Source organism: Streptomyces sp. S465 (genome assembly GCF_026898115.1).
GTDB classification, from domain to species: Bacteria; Actinomycetota; Actinomycetes; order Streptomycetales; family Streptomycetaceae; genus Streptomyces; species Streptomyces luomodiensis.
Window position 1 is genome coordinate 7,975,166 of record NZ_CP114036.1, and the last position, 19,020, is coordinate 7,994,185.

The 19,020-nt window shown below is 70.1% G+C and carries 21 protein-coding genes and 2 pseudogenes; 16 read left to right on the forward strand and 7 right to left on the reverse strand.

The annotated features are described in order from the left end of the window. Positions 1 to 7: 7 nt before the first annotated feature. Positions 8 to 202: a hypothetical protein gene (locus tag N6H00_RS33880; RefSeq protein WP_268975646.1), complete on the reverse strand. Its 195-nt coding sequence runs from the start codon at positions 200 to 202 to the stop codon at positions 8 to 10. 868 nt (positions 203 to 1,070) lie between these two features. Between N6H00_RS33880 and N6H00_RS33890 the strand changes: the two genes are divergently transcribed. The 8 genes from N6H00_RS33890 (at position 1,071) to N6H00_RS40645 (ending at position 7,162) form a co-directional block, all read left to right on the forward strand. Next, positions 1,071 to 1,943, forward strand: coding sequence for an AraC family transcriptional regulator (locus N6H00_RS33890; RefSeq protein ID WP_268975647.1), 873 nt, complete (start codon positions 1,071 to 1,073; stop codon positions 1,941 to 1,943). A 95-nt stretch (positions 1,944 to 2,038) separates the two neighbouring features. Beyond that, positions 2,039 to 2,167 (forward strand): lasso RiPP family leader peptide-containing protein, encoded by a 129-nt coding sequence (locus N6H00_RS33895; RefSeq protein WP_268975648.1) that lies wholly within the window; start codon positions 2,039 to 2,041, stop codon positions 2,165 to 2,167. A 119-nt stretch (positions 2,168 to 2,286) separates the two neighbouring features. After that, positions 2,287 to 4,167: an asparagine synthase-related protein gene (locus N6H00_RS33900; RefSeq protein WP_268975649.1), complete on the forward strand. Its 1,881-nt coding sequence runs from the start codon at positions 2,287 to 2,289 to the stop codon at positions 4,165 to 4,167. Then, positions 4,164 to 4,421: a lasso peptide biosynthesis PqqD family chaperone gene (locus N6H00_RS33905; RefSeq protein WP_268975650.1), complete on the forward strand. Its 258-nt coding sequence runs from the start codon at positions 4,164 to 4,166 to the stop codon at positions 4,419 to 4,421. Before N6H00_RS33900 ends, N6H00_RS33905 begins: the two co-directional genes overlap by 4 nt. Continuing rightward, on the forward strand, positions 4,418 to 4,840 hold the full coding sequence (locus N6H00_RS33910; protein WP_268975651.1) for a lasso peptide biosynthesis B2 protein: 423 nt from the start codon (positions 4,418 to 4,420) through the stop codon (positions 4,838 to 4,840). The genes N6H00_RS33905 and N6H00_RS33910 overlap by 4 nt, the downstream gene beginning before the upstream one ends. Continuing rightward, positions 4,837 to 5,805 (forward strand): ABC transporter ATP-binding protein, encoded by a 969-nt coding sequence (locus tag N6H00_RS33915; RefSeq protein WP_268975652.1) that lies wholly within the window; start codon positions 4,837 to 4,839, stop codon positions 5,803 to 5,805. The genes N6H00_RS33910 and N6H00_RS33915 overlap by 4 nt, the downstream gene beginning before the upstream one ends. A gap of 3 nt (positions 5,806 to 5,808) precedes the next feature. Continuing rightward, positions 5,809 to 6,681, forward strand: a complete 873-nt coding sequence (locus tag N6H00_RS33920) for an ABC transporter permease (protein WP_268975653.1) — start codon at positions 5,809 to 5,811, stop codon at positions 6,679 to 6,681. A gap of 34 nt (positions 6,682 to 6,715) precedes the next feature. Further along, positions 6,716 to 7,162 carry a hypothetical protein gene (locus N6H00_RS40645; RefSeq protein WP_443073127.1) on the forward strand — a complete coding sequence of 149 codons (447 nt, stop codon included), beginning with the start codon at positions 6,716 to 6,718 and terminating at the stop codon, positions 7,160 to 7,162. Here the strand turns inward: N6H00_RS40645 and N6H00_RS33930 are convergent. Continuing rightward, positions 7,111 to 7,677 (reverse strand): TetR/AcrR family transcriptional regulator, encoded by a 567-nt coding sequence (locus tag N6H00_RS33930; RefSeq protein ID WP_268975654.1) that lies wholly within the window; start codon positions 7,675 to 7,677, stop codon positions 7,111 to 7,113. The two genes, N6H00_RS40645 and N6H00_RS33930, sit on opposite strands and share 52 nt — an antisense overlap. Before the next feature lie 157 nt (positions 7,678 to 7,834). Between N6H00_RS33930 and N6H00_RS33935 the strand changes: the two genes are divergently transcribed. Together N6H00_RS33935 and N6H00_RS33940 are read left to right on the forward strand one after the other, a co-directional pair. Then, positions 7,835 to 8,773, forward strand: a complete 939-nt coding sequence (locus N6H00_RS33935) for a TIGR03564 family F420-dependent LLM class oxidoreductase (RefSeq protein WP_268977226.1) — start codon at positions 7,835 to 7,837, stop codon at positions 8,771 to 8,773. Between the two features lie 312 nt (positions 8,774 to 9,085). Further along, on the forward strand, positions 9,086 to 9,478 hold the full coding sequence (locus tag N6H00_RS33940) for a VOC family protein (RefSeq protein WP_268975656.1): 393 nt from the start codon (positions 9,086 to 9,088) through the stop codon (positions 9,476 to 9,478). Between the two features lie 60 nt (positions 9,479 to 9,538). Here the strand turns inward: N6H00_RS33940 and rph are convergent. Both rph and N6H00_RS33950 read right to left on the reverse strand, forming a co-directional pair. Continuing rightward, positions 9,539 to 9,631, reverse strand: a pseudogene (gene rph / locus N6H00_RS33945) (ribonuclease PH); the annotation flags it as partial. A gap of 5 nt (positions 9,632 to 9,636) precedes the next feature. Continuing rightward, positions 9,637 to 9,816 (reverse strand): annotated as a pseudogene (locus tag N6H00_RS33950) (helix-turn-helix domain-containing protein); the annotation flags it as partial. A gap of 197 nt (positions 9,817 to 10,013) precedes the next feature. On the opposite strand from N6H00_RS33950, the gene N6H00_RS33955 reads away from it, so the two are divergent. Beyond that, complete coding sequence (locus N6H00_RS33955) at positions 10,014 to 10,163, forward strand: hypothetical protein (protein WP_268975657.1); 150 nt, start codon at positions 10,014 to 10,016, stop codon at positions 10,161 to 10,163. Positions 10,164 to 10,196: 33 nt separating this feature from the next. On the opposite strand, the gene N6H00_RS33960 is transcribed toward N6H00_RS33955, so the two are convergent. After that, positions 10,197 to 10,475: a hypothetical protein gene (locus tag N6H00_RS33960; protein ID WP_268975658.1), complete on the reverse strand. Its 279-nt coding sequence runs from the start codon at positions 10,473 to 10,475 to the stop codon at positions 10,197 to 10,199. A 258-nt stretch (positions 10,476 to 10,733) separates the two neighbouring features. Here N6H00_RS33960 and N6H00_RS33965 point away from each other — a divergent pair, with 258 nt between their 5' ends. After that, positions 10,734 to 11,294, forward strand: coding sequence for an LmbU family transcriptional regulator (locus tag N6H00_RS33965; protein WP_268975659.1), 561 nt, complete (start codon positions 10,734 to 10,736; stop codon positions 11,292 to 11,294). 629 nt (positions 11,295 to 11,923) lie between these two features. Continuing rightward, a complete protein-coding gene (locus N6H00_RS33970; RefSeq protein WP_443073128.1) occupies positions 11,924 to 12,736 on the forward strand; it encodes a hypothetical protein in 813 nt (270 codons plus the stop codon). A 211-nt stretch (positions 12,737 to 12,947) separates the two neighbouring features. Here N6H00_RS33970 and N6H00_RS33975 read toward each other — a convergent pair whose 3' ends face one another. Both N6H00_RS33975 and hppD read right to left on the reverse strand, forming a co-directional pair. Beyond that, positions 12,948 to 14,042, reverse strand: a complete 1,095-nt coding sequence (locus N6H00_RS33975; protein WP_268975661.1) for an alpha-hydroxy acid oxidase — start codon at positions 14,040 to 14,042, stop codon at positions 12,948 to 12,950. Further along, on the reverse strand, positions 14,026 to 15,126 hold the full coding sequence (hppD, locus tag N6H00_RS33980) for a 4-hydroxyphenylpyruvate dioxygenase (RefSeq protein ID WP_268975662.1): 1,101 nt from the start codon (positions 15,124 to 15,126) through the stop codon (positions 14,026 to 14,028). The genes N6H00_RS33975 and hppD overlap by 17 nt, the downstream gene beginning before the upstream one ends. Before the next feature lie 207 nt (positions 15,127 to 15,333). On the opposite strand from hppD, the gene N6H00_RS33985 reads away from it, so the two are divergent. The 3 genes from N6H00_RS33985 (at position 15,334) to dpgA (ending at position 19,008) form a co-directional block, all read left to right on the forward strand. Then, positions 15,334 to 16,443, forward strand: coding sequence for a prephenate dehydrogenase (locus N6H00_RS33985; RefSeq protein ID WP_268975663.1), 1,110 nt, complete (start codon positions 15,334 to 15,336; stop codon positions 16,441 to 16,443). A 59-nt stretch (positions 16,444 to 16,502) separates the two neighbouring features. Beyond that, on the forward strand, positions 16,503 to 17,864 hold the full coding sequence (locus N6H00_RS33990; RefSeq protein WP_443073129.1) for an aminotransferase-like domain-containing protein: 1,362 nt from the start codon (positions 16,503 to 16,505) through the stop codon (positions 17,862 to 17,864). Between the two features lie 70 nt (positions 17,865 to 17,934). Continuing rightward, positions 17,935 to 19,008: a 3,5-dihydroxyphenylacetyl-CoA synthase DpgA gene (gene dpgA / locus N6H00_RS33995; RefSeq protein WP_268975666.1), complete on the forward strand. Its 1,074-nt coding sequence runs from the start codon at positions 17,935 to 17,937 to the stop codon at positions 19,006 to 19,008. The last annotated feature ends 12 nt before the right edge of the window (positions 19,009 to 19,020 follow it).

Genomic DNA, 19,020 nt, shown 5'->3' on the forward strand with positions numbered 1-19,020 from the left:
GCTTCTACTAACTCGGCTCGGCCGCGGTCTCTTCCCCGTCCTCCTCCAGCCGCCGCCCCCGGCTCTCGGCCACCCGCAGCGCGTCATGCAGCGCCTCGGCGAGCCGGTGCCCCACGAAGCGGAGCTCATGGGCGCCGGCCCGGTGGTCCCGGAGCAGCGGCCGCGCGTGTCCCAGGAGATCGGCCCCAGTGCGGAGCCGCACGGCCTCCGTCTACGGTCCGTCGCATGCAACTCGGCTCTGACGCGCAGCGGCAACCCGATGGAACTCCTGACCATGGGGGGGCGGCGGCGCCGCCGACTGACGGGCCGGCGGACGTGGGCGCCGGTGGCGACCTCCGCGCTCGGTGGCCGAAGCCCATCCGGACTGCGGCTAGCTGGCGGCTGGGCACGCCCCTCCGATGCGGCCTTGGACCAGTGCCCCGCCCCTCCCGGTACCCCCTAAAACGCTTGATCTGACGCAACTCATGTGTCAAATGGTGCTCAGGGGCACCCCCTGCTCCGCTGCTAACCGCGCCGCAGCCGGACGTGTCCCGGACAAGCCCCAGGCACGCCAATGACCAGTACGGACAAGCTGCACGATGTCCCGGACGCTTGAACCTGTTGCGCCGTACGCGACAGCCGCAGCACGCTTCCGTGACATGCCGCCCGCCGCTGCCGCAGAGGACTGACCGGGGAGGGCGGGCTGTAGTAGCTGCCCAAGCATGCTGGTCTCCGCCCTGGAGGGCGAGATCAGCGGCGGGGGTACAGGGTGACCGGATAGTGGCGTCCGCGGCCTTCAAACCGCACCGGCGAACGAACGTCTGTCGCTCGATACCACTGTTGACGCTGTCAGGCGGCGAGAGCGGGCCTGGGTGAGTGGGCTCCGCCGCCGTACGGACTTCCGGGTGAGACGGCGGGTCATCAACGTGAATGGACACCCAGGCGATGAGCGTCTCGCTGACCTGCGGCAGCCTCTCGTGGCCCCGGCAGCGTCGGCGGGCTCGCATGATCCACGACAGCGAGCGTGCCACTCGACATGCACCGGAGGTCTGTCTGATGAATGGACCTCGGTCATACACATGGGGGAGAACATGCGCTATGAGGAGGCTCCACACCGCCGTTTCCGCGAGCACCCGGCTGTGCCGGATGCTCCATCCCTTGTCCCGGCACAGCCCGACGTTGCTCTACCCGATCCCCGATTACGCGGTGAGGTGCTCTGCTACCGCGTTTTTCCGTGCGCTGACGGTGTCCCGCACTCTCTCACCACCGACGGCCGCGTTCGCATGATCTTGCTCGCCGAGCGCGGTACGGAACGCCACCCGGATGTTCCCCCAGTGTTGATCGACTCGTTGCTGTCCGGGCTGAAAACCCCTACAGGCGACACGTTGGGGGACGGAGAACACGGGACCGGCGTGGAGGTGGCCCTGGAACCATGGGCCGTGTTCCGTCTTTTCGGCACATCGCCGGAGGACCTGGGGGCCGCGATCAACGACCGGGACCGTTTCCCGGGTTCCCTCGTCCACGGCGTGGCGAGGAATGTCTCCGGCACCAGGGACTGGGCGGCCCGCCGCGCCGTGATCGACGCGGCCCTCGTGGAGCGCCAGGCAGCGAATCCGCCGTGCCCGGTGCCGCTGCGGCAGGCCTGGCGGCGGCTCGTGGAGACCGGAGGCAGGATTCCCATCACGCGGTTGGCCGCCGATGTCGCCTGGAGCCAGAACCAGCTGGCGCGCCGTTTCCGGGAGCAGATCGGGCTCTCTCCGAAAGTCGCGGCCCGTGCGCTGCGCCTGCGTCGTGCGCTGCGCCTGCTGGCAACCGGTCAGGCCGCCGTCCGCGCCGCCATGGACTGTGGTTTCTGCGACCCGGCCCATCTGAGCCGGGAATGCACCGCCCTGACCGGGCGACCGCCGAGCCAACTGCTCGCCGCCCGCTCGGTATTCCACCAGAGGACCGTACGAAGACGGTGATTTCCTCCAAGTGCACACGCTTCCCGAGTGGCAGATTAGTCATCGGCCGAGAATTGGAAGGAAATCGGCCAGGAACCGACAAAGGAGAAAACGGAATGAATGGCACCGAACTCGCGTATGAGGCTCCGATGATCGCGGAGGCTGGCGGATTCGCCGAGGAAACCCGTATCACCTGCTGCGGACGCTGGTTCGACGGGATCATCGGCTACTACTTCGACCTCTGATCGGAACGCCTGGTCCACCGAGGCGCTGACCCGGCCGGGAGTGGATACTCCGCCTTCCCGGCCGGGTCGGCGCACCATCTCGCAGGTCGAACCGTCAGTGCGAGGAACAGGATATCGGTATGGAATTCGTGATCCTTCCAGATCACCCAGTGAGCGAGGAAATCAAAGAACTCGTACCCCGCTCGGCGCGGTCCCGGGTAATCGTCCACCCCTCCGGTCGGCCATGGCTTGTGGGATGTTGGTCCAAGACGGACATCGTGACGGCCGAAGCCAGGGACGCCCGGATTGCTCTCTTCGGGCCGGTTTCCGCGACAGCGGAAGCGCTGTCGCGACGGCTCCAGCGGGTGCGCTCGGTCAGCGATGCCGACCAGGTGGCCCGAGCGTTGCACGGATGCTTTCATCTGGTCGCGTCGGTCGGCGGCCTCGTACGGGCCCAGGGCAGCATCTCCGGGGCATGTCAACTCTTCTACGGCTCCGTCAAGGGCGTGACCATCGCGGCGGACCGTCCGCAGACGCTGGCTGCCATGGCCGGAACCGGCGTTGACGAGGAACTGCTGGCCATGCAGTTGCTGGCCCCCTTCGGGCCCCCCTGGCCGTTGAGTACGCGGTCGGTATGGCGCGGTGTACGGGCGTTGGGTCCGGGACAGCATCTGGAGATCCGGCCCAATGGATCGGAACGCACCAGGACGCACTGGACGCCTCCCGAACCGGTCGTTCCTCTCGCGGTGGGGGCTGTCGCCGTGCGTGAGGCACTGGAGAACGCCGTCGCGGTGCGGATCCGCGGAACCGGCACCATCAGCGCGGACTTGTCGGGCGGCAAGGATTCCACGAGCCTGTGCTTTCTCACTGCGCGACAAGACGTCTCCCTCGCAACCCTGCACCTGTGCTCGTCGGACCGCGCCAACGAGGACAGGCTTTGGGCCGAACGCAGCGCAGCCCTGCTGCCGGACGCCGAACACGTAACGGTTCCCATGGGTGACACTCCGGGGTTCTTCGCGGAATCGGCTCTGGCCGCCAGGCAGGAGCTGGAAGCACCGCTGACCATGACCCGCAGGCCAATGCTCGAGTACATCGCGGGCTTCGCCGCCTCGCGCGGAGCCACCCGGCACCTCCAGGGCATCGGAGCAGACGAACTGTTCCGGCCGAGCCTGATGTCACTGCACGCACTTGTCCGCAGCCGGCCGTTGGCGGCTGTGCCGCATGTGCGGGCGGTCAAGTCGATGCGCCGCTGGAACGCCGTCACGACGGTGCGCAGTCTGATGGGCCACCGGACATACCCCCAGTGGCTGGCCGCATCCGCCGACCAGATCACCGGGGAACGCGTCCTGGGCACCGGAGTCGGCTGGGAGGTGGCATCGAGGGTGCCGCCGTGGACCACTCCAGAGGCGGTTGACGCGATTCGCCGCCTGCTGCGCCGTACCGCCGCCGAGGCACCGGAGCCGTTGTCCCCGCTGCCGGTGCACCATGAGATGCTGCGGCTGATGCAGGCGAACGGCACGATCGTCCGGGCGTCGTCCCGGGTGGTGGCGGACCACGGAGTGTCGTTCCAGGCTCCCTTCCTCGATGACCAGGTGCTCACCGCGGCCATGTCCATCCGCCTGGTGGACCGGCACCGGGCGGACCTGGTCAAGCCGATCCTCACCGCCGCCATGCGCGGCATCGTGCCGGACGGCATCCTTGACCGGCAGACCAAGGGAGACTTCGGCCCTGACCTCTACGTGGGCTTGCGCCACCATCGGGGCCATCTCCTGGAGATCTTCCAGGACTCCCTTCTTGCCCGCATGGGACTGATAGATGCTGCAGGCCCTCGTGCCGCCCTGCGCACCATGCATGCGGACGCCGGCCTGCTCATGCCCCTCGACATGACGCTGGCCAATGAACTGTGGCTGCGCTCACTGCCGTCCCATGTCTCGGTCCCGAACGGGTCCCCGCTCACGCGGACAAGCAGCAGCCACACAGCGCAGAACACCAAGCCTGTCCTCGCCGAAGGAAGACCATGACCTTTTCCCTCGCCCCGCACATGACCATGACCGAGACCGACACCGGCATGGTGCTGCTGGACGAACGCAGCGGGCGCTACTGGCAGATGAATGACACCGGCGCGCTCGTGCTGCGCTGTCTCCTCGACGGTGGATCGGCGGAATCCGCCACCTCCGAGCTACGCAGGCGCTTCCCCACCGCGACTGACGACTTCGCCGCCGACGTCGAGAAGCTGATCGCCGCCGTGCGGACCGCAGGGGTGGTGATCGCATGACCGCCAGGGCACTGAGTCTTGAGCCGTCCACGGCTCCGCCGTGGCGTGTCCGCCCGGTCGCACTGTGCGTTGTCGGGGTCGCCCGGTTGCTCGCCAAGCTGCCTCCGCGACGGCTGCGGCAGGTGATGGAGACGGCGCGGCGTGGTGCCAGGCCCGCGAACGAGGCGGAGACCTTGCAGGCTCGCAACGCCGTGGTGGCTATGAGCGTGCCCTGCGCCGGGCCAAGGTGCCTGCAGCGGTCCATCGCCACGGCGCTGCTCTGCCGTACGCGAGGGGCGTGGCCGGACTGGGTCACGGGAGTGCGCACTCAGCCTTTCAGAGCCCATGCCTGGGTGGAAGCGGACGGCAAGCCGGTCGGCGAGAGCACCGACGAGGTGAGGCACTTTCACATCCTCATCAGGGTGCCGGGCCGGCGATGAGCGTGACTCCGGACACCGAGCCGACCTTACTCACCGAAGACCTCCGCAAGACATACGGCACCGTTGAGGCCGTACGGGGTCTGAATCTCACCGTTCGCGGCGGCGAGATCTTCGGATTCGTCGGCCCGAACGGAGCGGGCAAGAGCACGTCGGTCGGAATGTTGAGCACGCTCCTGCGCCCCACCGCGGGATGGGCCATGGTTGCGGGATACGACGTGCGATACGAACGGCACAAGGTACGCGGCAGCATCGGCATCGTCTTCCAGGAGACCACCCTGGACACGGATCTGACCGCAGAGCGCAATCTTCGCTTCCACGCTGATCTCTACTGCTTGCCCGGACGCGAGGGGCGGCGCAGGGCACTGGCCATGCTCGACCTGATGGGGCTGGCCCAGCGGCGCTCAGACCGGGTACGGACCTTCTCCGGTGGTATGCGCCGCAGACTGGAAATCGCCCGCGGGCTGCTGCACGGTCCCAAGGTCCTGTTCCTGGACGAGCCGACCACCGGGCTGGACCCACAGACCCGGGCGGTTATCTGGGAACACCTCCACCGGCTCCGCACGGAAGAAGGGACCACCGTCTTCCTGACCACGCACCACCTGGAGGAAGCCGAGCACTGTGACCGGATCGCCATCATCGACGGCGGCCGTGTGGTCGCACAGGGTTCACCCGCCGAACTCAGGTCAGTCATCGGTGCCGACACGATCCTCCTGCGCACCGGACACGACGAGGCAGTGGTGCGGGCGCTGCGCGAGCGCTTCGCTCTGGAAGGGGTGGTTACGCCACAAGGCGTCCGCGTGGAGGTGAGGGATGCCGCGGCGTACATCCCTCGTCTGTGCGCCGGGCTTGACATTCCCCTGCACTCGGTGACCGCCGCTCCGCCGAGCCTGGACGACGTCTTCCTGCACTACACCGGTCGCACGATAAGGGAGGTCGGCGCCGACCTCCCGATGAGGAAGGGATAGACCATGGCGCGTACCGAAGCTTCTCCCGAGTCCCGGCTGGAGGCGTCGTGGGACGGGCCCCCGGCCGGCTTCGGCGGCCTCGCTGGGGACTTGCGCGCGGTCAGGGTGATGTGGCAGCGCGAGCTCATCCGGCTCTCGCGCAATCGGATCGGCAGCGTCATGAGCCTCCTCACCCCCCTGCTGTTCCTGCTGGTGCTCGGAACAGGGATGAACTCCGTGACAGCCAGGGCGGGCGCCGACGGCACCGACTACCGCACGTATCTCCTGCCCGGAGCCGTACTCATGGTCGTGATGGCACCCGCGCTGAACACCGGGATGTCGATCGTGTGGGACCGGCACGCCGGCTTCCTGCGCGAGATGCTCGTAGCGCCAGTACACCGCACCGCGTTGATCAGCGGAATCTGCCTGGGCGGCGCCACAGCGGCAACTGCCCATGGGGTGCTGCTGCTCATGACGGCCGCGCTCTTCGGCGCCACGTTCGCTCCGCTACTGCTGGTGCCGCTCGTCATGGAACTTCTCGCGATCACGCTGGCCTTCACCGCACTAGGCGCACTGGCTGCTGTCAGCGTCGAACGCATGGAGACATTCCAGTCCGTTGTCGGAATCGCCATGACCCCGTTGATCTTCCTGTCCGGGGCCTTCTTTCCCAGCAACGGCCTCCCCGGCTGGCTCCAGGGCGCGGTGCTGGCCAACCCACTCAGCTACGCGACAGACGCGATGCGCCAGACTCTGGCCACCGACGGTTCCGGCAACACAGGGGCGGGACTGCACTGGGCGGGATGGCAGGTGCCCGTGATGCTTGAAGTCGCGGCACTCAGCCTGCTCGCTCTGACAGCGTTGGCCGCCGCCGCACGACGGTTCTCCCGGACCGACTAGTGTCCTGCGCCGGTAGTCCGTCGTCAGATCTCGCATGAGTTCTTCTGCCGGGGTGCCGGTGCCGCGTCGTGGTCCGAAGTCGGAGCCGCTGCTGTTGGCGGATGATGAGCGTGCTGTGCTGGAACGCTGGACGCGGCGGGCGAACTCCGCCCAGGCTCTGGCGTCGGAGATCCCGAAGAACGCCACCCACTGGTCGCGCGAGTCGATGGCAGAGCACAGCGGCCTGTCGAAGTCCACCGTCGGCCGCATCTGGCGGAAGTTCCAGCTCAAGCCGCATCTGACGGACACCTTCAAGCTGTCCACGGGTGTCGAGTCCGAGCGGCTCGTGGCCGTCCCGCCGTACGACCTGGCCGGAGCGTTAGCCGTTCAACCGTGCCCACAGCCAGGCCACGGGCGACAGGACGACCCGCAGATCAAGATCTTCCCGCGCTACCAGCTGCGTGCGGTGCGGTGCAGATCCTCGAAGCTTGCGTGCAGGTGATGCCCGAACGTGCCATGCTGCGGGTCGGCCAGCCACCGGGCTGAGGCGAGCTGGTAGGCGGCGACGGAGACGGTGGCGGTCAGCGTGGCCGCCGGGTCGGAGATTCCCCGCGTGCGCAGTGCGCCGGCGATCGCCTCGCCGAGGGCCGCCAGTTTCGCCCGTTCGCGTTCCCGCAGATCGGTATGTGCGTCGAGGATGTGCCTGCGGCGCTGTGCTGCGTCCCGGCGCTGGTCGAACCAGTGACTGCGGGCCGTGAATGCCGCGGCGATCGCGTCGAGCGGGGACTGCTCCGCGGGTGCCGCGCCCACCGCTTCACAGACCTCGGCGATGAACCGGTCCTGGTCGGGGAAGAGCACCTCGCGCTTGTCGGCGAAGTGGTTGTAGAAGGTGCGCTCGGTCAGGCCGGCTCGCGTCGCGATCTCGGCGACTGTCGTGCGTTCGTAGCCGCGCTCGGCGAACAACTCGATCGCGGCTTCCTGCAGTCGTTCCTGCGTGCCGGCCGGCCATCGTCCCATGGCACGCAGAGTAACGACTGCAGAGACTGCAATCAAGGTGTACGGTGATTTCAGAAAATGTAATCACCGTGGCGCGGCGGGACAGAGGCTGCGGCGATGACGACGTCAGTCCTATGGACCGGAACAGGCGAAGGAGCTCGGGATGAACGCTGCCGGAATGCGGGTCGGAGTGTTTCTGGGAGGTGGAGGCACGTCCGCGCAGGAACCCGGCATGACCAACCTTGTGGACCGGGCTGTGGAGTTCGCGCACGAGGTGGCCGACGCCGGCGTGCAGACCGTGTGGTTCGGGCAGGCGTCGGCGTACGACGCGCCCCAGCTCGCGGCGCTGGTGGGCCGGGCGGAGCCCAGGGTCCACGTAGGCACCTCGGTCGTGCCGATGTATCCCCGCCATCCTCTGCTGCTCGCGGCGGCGGCGAAGACGGCGCAGGCGGCTGCCGCAGGGCGTTTCCGGCTCGGTGTCGGGCTCGGCGCACGCACTGTGCTCGAGCCGCAGTTCGGCCTGCCGTATCCGCCGCAGATCCAGCACCTGCGCGAGTACCTCACCGCGCTGCGCCCGCTGCTGGACGGCGACGACACCGCCTTCGAAGGGGAGACGCTGGCGTCCCGCCCGGTCGGCTCGACGGCCGTGGCCGGGGCTTCCCCGGCGGTCCCGGTCCTGGTGGCCGCGATGGGGCCGCGGGCCCTCGCGGCTGCGGGCGAGCTGGCCGAGGGAACGATTCCGTTCCTCGCCGGGCCCCGCACGCTCGCCGAACAGATCGTGCCGGTCATCACCGAAGCCGCCGCCGCGGCCGGGCGGCCGGCCCCGCAGATCGTGGCCGGGGTGCCCGCGGTGGTCACCGACGATGCCGCAGCCGCCCGCGACCGCGTATCGGCCGCCCTCGACTTCTACGACAGCATCCCGTCCTACCAGAAGGTCATCGCGACCGAGGGATTGTCGAGCGCGGCGGACCTGCTGATCGCCGGCGACGAGGACACCGTCGCCGCCGGGTTGCACCGCTATCTCGACGCCGGGGCCACCGAGGTCATGATCACCCACACCGACCTCTTCGACGCGGAAGACCGCGCGCGGACCTGGGCCATCGCCCAGCGTCTGTGAACCGGGGACCGAACCGGCCGCACCGCCCCGGCTCCTTCTGCCGTGACCGCGGTGTGGTTCCCGGCCGCCCGGCCCCGCCGCGCCCGCGGAAAGGGAGTACCGCCGGCCAGGTTCCAGCGGAGCAGGACGAGCGGCGGTCCGCTCGAACAGCGCCGACACGACGTCCGGCCTGATCAAAAGCGGCACCGAGGGCGCCGGCCCCGCCCCGCAGGAATCCACCTGCACGCGCAACGGGCCGGGAAACAACCGTTCCCGGCGCGCACCAGGAAGCCCGGCCAGGACGCCGGGTCTGTCGCATTCACAGGAGACACGATGCCCAACGAGCTGAACCACATCATCGTCCACTGCCGCGACCGGCGTGAGTCCGCCGCGTTCCTGGCCGAGCTGATGGACGCCCCCGCCCCCTGCGACTGGGGCCTGTTCACCCAGGTGGACACATCGAACAACGTCGGCATCGACTTCGCCGACGCCCTGGTCCCGCCGGACCGCATCAACGAGAGCCACCTCGCCTTTCTCGTGACCGACGACGAGTTCGACTCGATCCTGGAGCGCCTGAAGGAGAAGTCGATCAGGTTCTGGGCGGACCCGCACAAGTCCAAGGAGGGCGAGATCAACCATCTGTTCGGCGGTCGCGGGGTCTACGCGCTCGACCCCGGCGGCACGGTTCTGACCGAGTTCATCACCGCCCCCTACTCCTACTGCTGAGAGCTGCCCCGTGCGGCACCCGCACAGTTCACGGCAGGGCAGCTCGTGTTCGATCCAGTTGTCTCCGAAGGAGATGAGGACGGAGCCCTCGGCGTGCTTGCTCCAGCCGCGTTCGATGGTGACGGGACGCCACTGTGCGGGGACCTGATCCACGCGCTGATGGTCGGCGGTTGTCCCGGCCGGGGCTCGTCGGCCAGGCCGTCCAGCCGCTCGGCCAGGAACCGCCGCCGCCACTTGCGCACCGTGTCCGCGGCAATCCGCAGGTCCCGGGCCACCTGGACGATGGGAGGGATGTCGGGGCCTGCGCAGGCCAACACGATGCGAGCCCGTAACGCCAGAGCCTGGTCTGACGCTTCCGGCGCCCTGGCAGGTCAGGCTCCAGGCAGGTGAAAACGAGGGCCTCGCCGACACGCTGACGAGTGTGTCTCCGAGATCATCGGCACGCTCGGCGGCTCCGAGGGCGCGGGCTCCGTGCTGCGGGACGCGCGGGAGCGCCTGGTCAAGCTTGGCGGGCCGTTCATTCCTATTCGCTGCGGTGGGCCGCCCCTTCGAGGGCCTGCCGGTGGGGCCGGGTGACCGGTTCGCGTTCGAGTTCACCACGACCATCAGCGACGACGGCGTCCACCCCGACTACGCGCTCACCGGCGAGCTGCAGCGGGGCAGCGGCCCGGCAGTGGCCCGGTGATTCGGCTGATCGTGGTGGTCGGCCGGCGGCGCCTCATCCGCCGGGGGTGCTGTCGGCCGCGACGATCAGATTGAGCACGGTGATGTGCTGTCCGCAGTTCGGGCACTCGTGGTCGGTGCTGAGCGGGGGCACCGGCGACCGGCGGTGCACCCGGTCCGTGGCGGCCGCGAGATCCGGGGTGTCCGCGCTGCGGCGGTTGGCCCGCCACCACCGGTTCTTGCATCTGGAGTCGCAGAACCTGCGCGTCGGGTTCCTGCTGGTCCAGGTGAACTCGGCGCCGCATTCGGCACACCGCCGGGCTGCGGTGACCATGTAGCCTCCTCGGTCGGCTCGCGGTGAGACGGATTCCGCATCCATGCGTCCAGTAGAGCCCTGCCGGGGTTTCGGCGCCGTAACGCCGACGGCCGGCCCGGCGTCGTCCGTCGGTGTCGCGGCGCGATCCGGCCGGATGCGGTGAAACCTCGCCGAAACCGCCCCCTGGGGAGGATGGGCGCGCCGACGACGAGGGCAGGTGAGGTGTGCACGATGTCCATCCCCGTACATGGACGGACGACCACGCGAAGAACCGGATTGTCACTCCCTCCCGATCTGTCGCTGTCCGAGTGGCGCCACCTCGGTCAGCAGATCCACACCATCGCCGACTCCTCGGCATGGTGGCTGGGCGACTGGCTCATCTTCGGCCAGGAGCACTATCCCGACCGCTACCGCCGGGCGCTGAAGCAGACCTCGCTCGACTACCAGACCCTCCGCAACTACGCGTGGGTGGCCCGGAAGTTCGAGCCCGGTCGACGGCGGGCCAGGCTGAGCTTCCAGCATCACGCCGAGGTGGCCGCCGTGTCCGAGGCCGAGCAGGACGTATGGCTGACCCGGGCCGAGGAGGGGGGCTGGACGCGGAATGAGTTGCGTCGGCGCATGCGGATGCGGCGTCAAACTCCTGAGGAACCGGACGAGCGGGCCGTCGTGCACGTGAGCGTCGTCGCCGAACGCAGAATCCGTTGGCAGCGTGCCGCGGAGATCGCCGGGCTCGATTTCCGGGAGTGGATCATCCAGATACTGGACGAGGCGGCGGCCGACGACCCCGTTCCGGGTATTCCCGGCCCCGCGACCGACCCTCCTGCCTTGGGGGTGTAAGGAACTCCGCATAACGCCGCGACAACTCTGCGTAGAGCCTTCGCCCATGGTTTCTGTCCCGCCGGCGGGACAGAAACCATGGGCGCCGCGGCATGGGCTGTGGAATCATTTTTCACGCGGCCGGGGAGCGAGACGCCGCGTGAATAGCGGTGTGCAGCGGCGGTGCTTGAGCCTCATGGGATACGTCCTGTCTCGCTGGTCCCAACAAGCACGTCAGAAGGGCAGGCCACCGCCGCTGCGCGGATGGCGTCACGTGGTGTGGATACGGGGTGTCAAACCGCCGGACCGCTGTTAGAGTCGGCGACAGAAGACGAACGGCCTTTTCGCGATTGTGCGAAGTGGAGCAACGGGGGGTGGCCGACTTTGTTCGGTCACGGTCGGCGATCTTCGGTGCGGCGTCCAGAGTTCGTCTGCCACCCCCCGTATGGAATTCCTTTCGAGGCGAGCTCGCCTTGGAGCGGGGGGTGGCGATGTTCGAGCAAGAACTCGAGGAAGTGGTTGTCGAAGTCGACATCGCGTCGATATCGACAGCTGAATCACCCAGAAGTTCAGGGGAGGATCCGGAGCACATACAAGCGCTGGCGGAAACCGAAGCGCCGTTACCGCCCATCATCGTTCACCGGTCCACGATGCGGGTGGTCGACGGCGTGCACCGGCTACGGGCCGCGGAGCTCCGCGGCGACAAGAAGATCAGGATCAGGTTCTTCGACGGCAGCAAGGCCGACGCGTTCGTCCTCGCCGTCGGATCGAACATCACTCATGGACTGCCGCTGTCGATGGCGGACCGGAAGTCCGCGGCCGCGCGCATCATCGTGTCGCACCCCCAGTGGTCGGACCGGATGATCGCGTCGGTGTCGGGCATCTCGGCGGGCACCGTGGCCGAGATCCGCCGCCGGACGTCGGCCCAGGAGGTGGACGGCGGCAGTCGGATCGGCCAGGACGGCCGGGTCCGTCCCATCAACAGCGCCGCGGGGCGCGAACTGGCGAGCAGGCTCATCACGGCCAACCCGGGCCTGTCACTGCGGCAGATCGCCCGCGCCGCGGGGATCTCCCCGGAGACGGCCCGGGACGTCAGAAACCGTATGAGCAGGGGCGAGGACCCCCTGCCGAAGTCGCGCGGCGCGGCCAAGGCGACCGCGGGCCGAGCGGCCGAGGCGGCGCTGGACCGGGCCACGGCGGGCGCGGCCGCCGCCGCGGTGGTCCCGATGGCCGAGCGCCTCGCGGCCGTGCACCGCCTCACCTCGGACCCCGCCCTGCGGTTCAACGAAACGGGCCGCAGGCTGCTCCGGCTGCTCAACGTCAACATGCTCAAGCCGGAGGAATGGCAGGAAATCATCGCGAACGTACCGCCGCACTGCAGCAGCATCGTCGCCAGCCTCGCCCGTGAGTGCGCGGGGATGTGGGACGAGATCGCGGTGCGGGTGGATCTCCAGCTCGCCTAGACCAGCTCGCCTGGACCAGGGGTCCCACCCGGGGCGTCCAACCAGCGAGGCTCTCCGGTTGGACAGCTCCGGCCCACCAGGTCACGCCGACATACCCACATACCCACATGCCGGCATTCCGGCATTCCGGCACACCGAACCGGCCAGGACAGAAAGATCCGTCCTGGCCGGTTCGGTATGCGGTATGTGCGGTGTGCGGTGGCCGCGCCGCTCAGCGTACGGTGCGCAGGCCACGGGCCTCGGTGACATCGGCGCAGCCCGCCAGCCCCAGGGACGTCCGCAGTTCGGCGGCGAGCAGCTCGAACACCCGCCGCACGCCCGCCTCGCCGGCCGCGGCCAGGCCCCACATCACCGGCCGCCCCACCAGCACCCCGGCCGCGCCGAGGGCCAGGGCCCGCAGGATGTCCGTACCGCTGCGGACGCCGCTGTCGAGCAGCAGTTCACAGCGGCCGCCGAGCACGGGTGCCAGCTCCGCCAGCGCGTCCAGGCTCGGCACGGCGCCGTCGAGCTGACGGCCGCCGTGGTTGGAGACCACCACCGCGTCGACCCCCGACTCGGCGGCGCGCAGCGCGTCCTCCGGTGCCAGGACGCCCTTGAGCACCAGCGGCAGTCGGGTGTGTTCCCGCAGCCGGGCCACCGTGGCCCAGGTCAGCGCCGGGGAGAACGCCTGGCCGGTGTGCGCGGCCACGGCCGAGCCGGCCGTGGGTCTGAGGTGCGCCGTACCGCCGGTGTCGATGTTGGCGGCCCGCACCTCGGCCGGGAGCGTGAACCGGTTGCGCACGTCCCGCAGCCGACGGCCCATCCACGGCACGTCGACGGTGAGCATGAGCGCCTCGCAGCCGGCGTCCTCGGCCCGGCGGGCGAGCTCCAGCGTCCGGGCGCCGTCGCGCAGCCAGTACAGCTGGAACCAGACGGCCCCGCCGACCGCGGTGATCTCCTCGACCGGCACGCTGCTCAGCGTGGAGACCGTGAACGGCACCCCCGCGGCCTTCGCCGCCCGCGCGGTGGCGAGTTCACCGTCCGGGCTGACCAGCCGGTGATAGGCGACCGGGGCCACGGCCAGCGGCATCGCCGCCGGCCGGCCGAGCAGCGTGGCGTCCGTGGTGCACCGCGAGACGTCCCGCAGCACCCGGGGGACGAGGAAGGTGCGGTCGAAGGCCGCGCGGTTGGCGGCCAGCGTCGTCTCGGCACCGCTGCCGCCCGCCACGAAGTCCCGGACGTCGGGGGGCAGAACGGCGGCGGCGGCGTGCTCGAAGTCGGCCACGCACTCGGCGGTGGCCGCCGACCGGTCAGCGCCGGACGTCACGCTGCCCGGTCCTCTCCAGCTCCACGGCCTCGTACAGCGCCTTGATGTTGGCGCTGCCGAAGGTCTGGGCGCCCTGCCGCTCGATGACCTCGTAGAAGAGGGTGTGCCGCGGGTGGGTGGAGGCGGTGAAGATCTGGAACAGCTGCCCGTCGTGGTCCTCGTCGGCGAGCACTCCGGTGGCGCGCAGGTCGGCGAGGCGCCGCGGGCCGAGGTCGATCCGCTCCCCGAGCAGGTCGTAGTACGCGTCCGGGGTGGTGAGGAAGACGACGCCGCGGTCGGCGAGGGCGCGTACGGAGTGGACGGCGTCCTGGGAGGAGAAGGCCAGGTGCTGCACGCCCGCGCCCTGGTGGCTCTTCAGGAACTCGTCGATCTGCCCCGGCAGGGCCGTGTCGTCGGGCTCGATGAGGGTGAGCGTGACGGTGCCGGCCGGGCTCTGCACGACCTTCGAGTGCATCGCCTGGGCGCCCACGACGATGTGCTCCGCGAAGACGTCCCGGAAGCCGAGTGCCTGCTGGTAGTAGGCGACGGCCGGGCCGAGTCCGCCGGTGTCCAGGCAGACCGCGATGTGGTCGAGGTCGAGCAGGCCCACCCCGGTGCTCGGCGGGGCGGCGGCCGGCTCCGCCGGTACGAAGCCGGCGGGCAGCCCGGGGCCGGCCCCCGGGGCGCGCTGGACCAGGGTGTGGACGACGTCCCCGAAGCCCCCCAGCGCGGCGGTCACGGCCGGGCCGTCACCGGTGTGCCGGACCGGCCGCCGGTGGACCCGGGCGCCGCCCGCCACCGCGGCCTCGAAGGCCGCCGGCACATCTGCGGTGCGCAGCGCGATGTCCGCCACGCCCTCGCCGTGGGTGAGCACATACGCCGAGGCGGGGTGGTGGCCGGAGGTCGCCTCGGTGAGGACGAGGGTGATCCGCCCCTGCCGCAGCGCCAGGCTGCGGTGGTCGGCGGAGCCGCCGCGGCCGACGACGGTGAACGCATACCGCTCGACCCACTGGGAAGCGCTCGAATCCAGGTTCTCCACATACAACTCGACATAGTCGACGGTGAGATCCGCGAGCGGCTGGGCTGCCTTCGATGAATTCCTCATGTCTGTCCCCCAGATCCGGAAGAAAACCGAGCCCGCCGAACTCTAGGCGGCCCTTCGCGCGTCCAGCCATCGCAGTCATTCCAGGGGTTATCGCACTCGTGGACGCCGCACCTTCTTCATAAACTGTGCCGCCTTCATAATCTGTGTGCCGCGCATGTGTTTCCGGGCGCGGTTCCCTTGGACGGGTGATGTCTTGTGATGCGCACCATGGCTGTCATCGGCACCGGCCTGATCGGTACCTCGGTCGCGCTCGCCGCCGCCGCGCAGGGCGTGTCGGTGTATCTCTCCGACCGCGACAGGACCGCCGCCAGGACCGCCGCCGCACTCGGCGCGGGCCGCGCGCAGGAGCCGCCCGAAGCGGTCGACCTGGCCGTGCTCGCGGTGCCGCCGAGCCAGGTCGCCGCCGTCCTGATCGCCTGTCAGGGCCGCGGCCTGGCCCGCGCCTACACCGATGTGGCGAGCGTGAAGGCCGGTCCGGAGCGAGCCGTGCTCGGCCGCTCCCCGGACCCCGCCGCCTACGTCGGCGGCCATCCGCTGGCCGGCCGGGAGCGGTCCGGGCCGCTGGCGGCGCGGGCCGAGCTGTTCCGGGGCCGGCCCTGGGCGCTGACGCCGCACCCGCTGACCTCGCGCGCGGCCCTGGACCGGGGCCTGGAGCTGGCGGAGCTGTGCGGCGCCGCCCCGGTGGTGATGCGGAGCCGGGAACACGACGAGGTGGTGGCGCTGACCTCGCACGTTCCGCATCTGCTGGCCGCTGTGATGGCGGCCCGGCTGCGCGACGGCCCGGCCGGGGTGCCGCTGCTGGCCGGGCAGGGCCTGCGCGATGTGACCCGGATCGCCGCCGGCGACCCCCGGCTGTGGGGCGACATCCTGCGGTCCAACGCGCGGGCCATGGCCGGGGTGGTGCAGGAGCTGCGAGCGGACCTCTCCCGGGTGGCGGCGGCGCTGGACATGCTCGCCGAGGCCGACGACCAGGGCCGCGACCAGGGCGTACGGACTCTGGAGGAGCTGCTCGCCCGGGGCGTCGCCGGGCTCGCCCGGCTCCCGCGGCCGGGCGCCGGGCCGCCCGAGGGGCGGGCGGCGCTGCGGGTCCTGGTGCCGGACCGGTCCGGCGAGCTGGCCCGGTTGCTGGGCGCCGTCGCGGCCTTCGGCGTCGCCGCCGACAACATCGCCGTGGAGGCCGCGGGGGAGAGCGGGCTGAGCGTGCGCATCCCCGTTCCCACGGCCGACGCCGAGCGGATCGAGGCCGGGCTCGACGCCGTCGGATACGCCGTCCAAGTGCGCAGTCCGGCCAATTGGACGGCGTTGTCGAAACGCTGACGAGCGTGTGAAGCTAAGGCATCCGAGCCACCCTCATCCATTGTCGCCGGGGGAAATTCATGGCAGGAACCACCGTTGCCGCGCAAACCCGTTCGCGGGAATATCTGGAAATGGCGGAGCTGCACGGCAGCGTTTCCGAGCCGGTGCTGGACACGATGAACTTCCTCAATGAGGTGACCCATCGCTATCCGGACGCCATTTCCTTCGCCCCGGGCCGGCCGTACGACGGCTTCTTCGACACCGAGCAGGTCTTCGGCCACATCCGCCGGTATCTGGACCACCTGGCGGAACAGGGGAGCGGGCCGGCCGACATCCGCACCGCGCTGTACCAGTACGGGCCGACCGCGGGGCTGATCCGCCGGATCGTCGCGGACGCGCTGCGCGCGGACGAGGACATCGACGTGCCGGCCGAGGCCATCGTGGTGACCGTCGGCGCCCAGGAGGCCATGCTGCTGGTGCTGCGCGCGCTCATCACCGGCCCCGACGACGTACTGCTGGTCTCCAGCCCCTGCTACGTGGGGATCACCGGCGCGGCCCGGCTGCTCGATGTGGCCGTGCGCCCGGTGGAGGAGCGCGAGGACGGCTTCAGCGCCGCCGACCTGGAGGCCGCGGTGCTGGCGGAGAAGGCGCGCGGCCGCCGCCCCCGCGCCTTCTACGTGGTGCCCGACCACTCCAACCCGTCCGGGAACACCATGGGGCCGAGGGCCCGGGAAGAGCTGCTGGAGCTGGCCGGGCGCCACGACTTCCTGATCCTGGAGGACAGCCCGTACCGGCAGGTGAGCCCCGGCACCCCCGAGCCCACGCTGAAGTCCCTGGACCGGGCCCGCCGCGTGGTGCATCTGGGCTCGTACTCCAAGACCGTCTTCCCCGGCGCCCGGGTCGGCTTCGTCGTCGCCGACCAGCGGGTCCGGGACGCCTCGGGCGGCGAGCGGCTGCTGGCGGACGAACTCGCCAAGATCAAGAGCATGGTGACGGTGAACACCTCGTCGCTGAGCCAGGCCGCCGTGGCGGGCGCGCTGCTCGGCGCCCGTGGCCGGCTGTCGGAGCTGAACGCCGAGGCGGCCGCCTACTACGGCCAGGCGATGCGGGAGGTGCTGCGGCAGCTGGACGCCCGGCTGCCCGCCGCCCGCCGGGAGGCCCTCGGGGTGCGCTGGAACGAGCCCGGCGGCGGCTTCTTCCTCACCCTGCGGGTCCCGTTCCGGGTGGACAACACCGTACTGACCACGTCCGCACAGGACTTCGGCGTGATCTGGACGCCGATGACGCACTTCCATCCCGGCACCGGCGGCCACCACGGCATCCGGCTGTCCATCAGCTATCTGACACCCGCCGAGATCGAAGAGGGCACGGCGAGGCTCGCCCGCTTCATCGAGGCGCACAGCGCGCAGCCGCGCACCAGCGGTACCCAGCGAGAAAGGTGAGACACGTGTCCGGACTGAGTCGCAAGCGACGGCCTCGGAGCAAGCCGCGCATGTGGGGGTGGACCTTCAGATGACCCTGGCAGCCGAGTCGCGGCCCCGCGCCCTCGGCGTGGGCACGGCGGTGACGTCCACGTCGTACACCCAGCGGGAGGTGCTCGACGCCTTCCGGATCACCGACTCCAAGATCCGTTCCGTCTTCCTCAACAGCGCCATCGAGCGCCGCCACCTGACGCTCCCGCCGCCGGACGGCACCGGCGGCCGCGTCCACGAACCGCAGGGCGACCTGCTCGACAAGCACAAGGCCAAGGCCATCGAGATGGGCGCCGAGGCGCTGCGCGCCTGTCTGAAGCGGGCCGGCGCCGACCTGTCCGAACTGCGCCACCTGTGCTGTGTGACCTCCACCGGACTGCTCACCCCGGGACTGAGCGCCCTGCTCATCAAGGAACTCGGCATCGACCGGCACTGCGGCCGCTCCGACATCGTGGGCATGGGCTGCAACGCCGGCCTGAACGCGCTGAACGTGGTCGCGGGATGGGCCGCGGCCCACCCCGGCGAACTCGCCGTCGTGCTCTGCGCCGAAGCCTGCTCCGCCGCGTACACGATCGACTCAACGATGCGCACCGCCGTCGTCAACAGCCTCTTCGGCGACGGCGCGAGCGCCATCGCGCTCCGCTCGGGCCCGGACGGCGTGGCCGGCCCCGAGGGGCCGCGCATCATCAAGTTCGCCAGCTGCCTCATCCCCGACGCCTGCGACGCCATGCGCTACGACTGGGACCGGGACCAGGGCCGCTACAGCTTCTACCTGGACCCGCTGATCCCCTATGTGGTCGGCGCCCACGCCGAACTGGCCGTGGACCGGCTGCTGGCCGGCACCGGCCTGCGCCGCAGCGACATCGCCCACTGGCTGGTGCACTCGGGCGGCAAGAAGGTCATCGACGCCGTCGTGGTCAATCTCGGACTGACCCGCCACGACGTCCGGCACACCGTGGGCGTGCTGCGCGACTACGGCAACGTGTCCAGCGGCTCGTTCCTGTTCTCCTACGAACGGCTCCTGGACGAGGGAATCGCCCAACCGGGCGAGTACGGCCTACTGATGACCATGGGGCCCGGCTCCACGATCGAGACGGCGCTGGTCCAGTGGTGACCACGGAGGGTG

Bases quoted from the DNA above. Each gene is read 5' to 3' on its own strand.
- N6H00_RS33905 (WP_268975650.1), top strand. From the start codon at position 4,164: ATGACCTTTTCCCTCGCCCCGCACATGACCATGACCGAGACCGACACC.
- N6H00_RS33930 (WP_268975654.1), bottom strand. From the start codon at position 7,677: ATGGGACGATGGCCGGCCGGCACGCAGGAACGACTGCAGGAAGCCGCG.
- N6H00_RS33935 (WP_268977226.1), top strand. From the start codon at position 7,835: ATGCGGGTCGGAGTGTTTCTGGGAGGTGGAGGCACGTCCGCGCAGGAA.
- N6H00_RS33940 (WP_268975656.1), top strand. From the start codon at position 9,086: ATGCCCAACGAGCTGAACCACATCATCGTCCACTGCCGCGACCGGCGT.
- N6H00_RS33910 (WP_268975651.1), top strand. From the start codon at position 4,418: ATGACCGCCAGGGCACTGAGTCTTGAGCCGTCCACGGCTCCGCCGTGG.
- N6H00_RS33990 (WP_443073129.1), top strand. From the start codon at position 16,503: ATGGCAGGAACCACCGTTGCCGCGCAAACCCGTTCGCGGGAATATCTG.
- N6H00_RS33915 (WP_268975652.1), top strand. From the start codon at position 4,837: ATGAGCGTGACTCCGGACACCGAGCCGACCTTACTCACCGAAGACCTC.
- N6H00_RS33920 (WP_268975653.1), top strand. From the start codon at position 5,809: ATGGCGCGTACCGAAGCTTCTCCCGAGTCCCGGCTGGAGGCGTCGTGG.
- N6H00_RS33960 (WP_268975658.1), bottom strand. From the start codon at position 10,475: ATGGTCACCGCAGCCCGGCGGTGTGCCGAATGCGGCGCCGAGTTCACC.
- dpgA (WP_268975666.1), top strand. From the start codon at position 17,935: ATGACCCTGGCAGCCGAGTCGCGGCCCCGCGCCCTCGGCGTGGGCACG.
- N6H00_RS33900 (WP_268975649.1), top strand. From the start codon at position 2,287: ATGGAATTCGTGATCCTTCCAGATCACCCAGTGAGCGAGGAAATCAAA.
- N6H00_RS33970 (WP_443073128.1), top strand. From the start codon at position 11,924: ATGCGGGTGGTCGACGGCGTGCACCGGCTACGGGCCGCGGAGCTCCGC.
- N6H00_RS33895 (WP_268975648.1), top strand. From the start codon at position 2,039: ATGAATGGCACCGAACTCGCGTATGAGGCTCCGATGATCGCGGAGGCT.
- N6H00_RS33890 (WP_268975647.1), top strand. From the start codon at position 1,071: ATGCGCTATGAGGAGGCTCCACACCGCCGTTTCCGCGAGCACCCGGCT.
- N6H00_RS33985 (WP_268975663.1), top strand. From the start codon at position 15,334: ATGGCTGTCATCGGCACCGGCCTGATCGGTACCTCGGTCGCGCTCGCC.
- hppD (WP_268975662.1), bottom strand. From the start codon at position 15,126: ATGAGGAATTCATCGAAGGCAGCCCAGCCGCTCGCGGATCTCACCGTC.
- N6H00_RS40645 (WP_443073127.1), top strand. From the start codon at position 6,716: ATGAGTTCTTCTGCCGGGGTGCCGGTGCCGCGTCGTGGTCCGAAGTCG.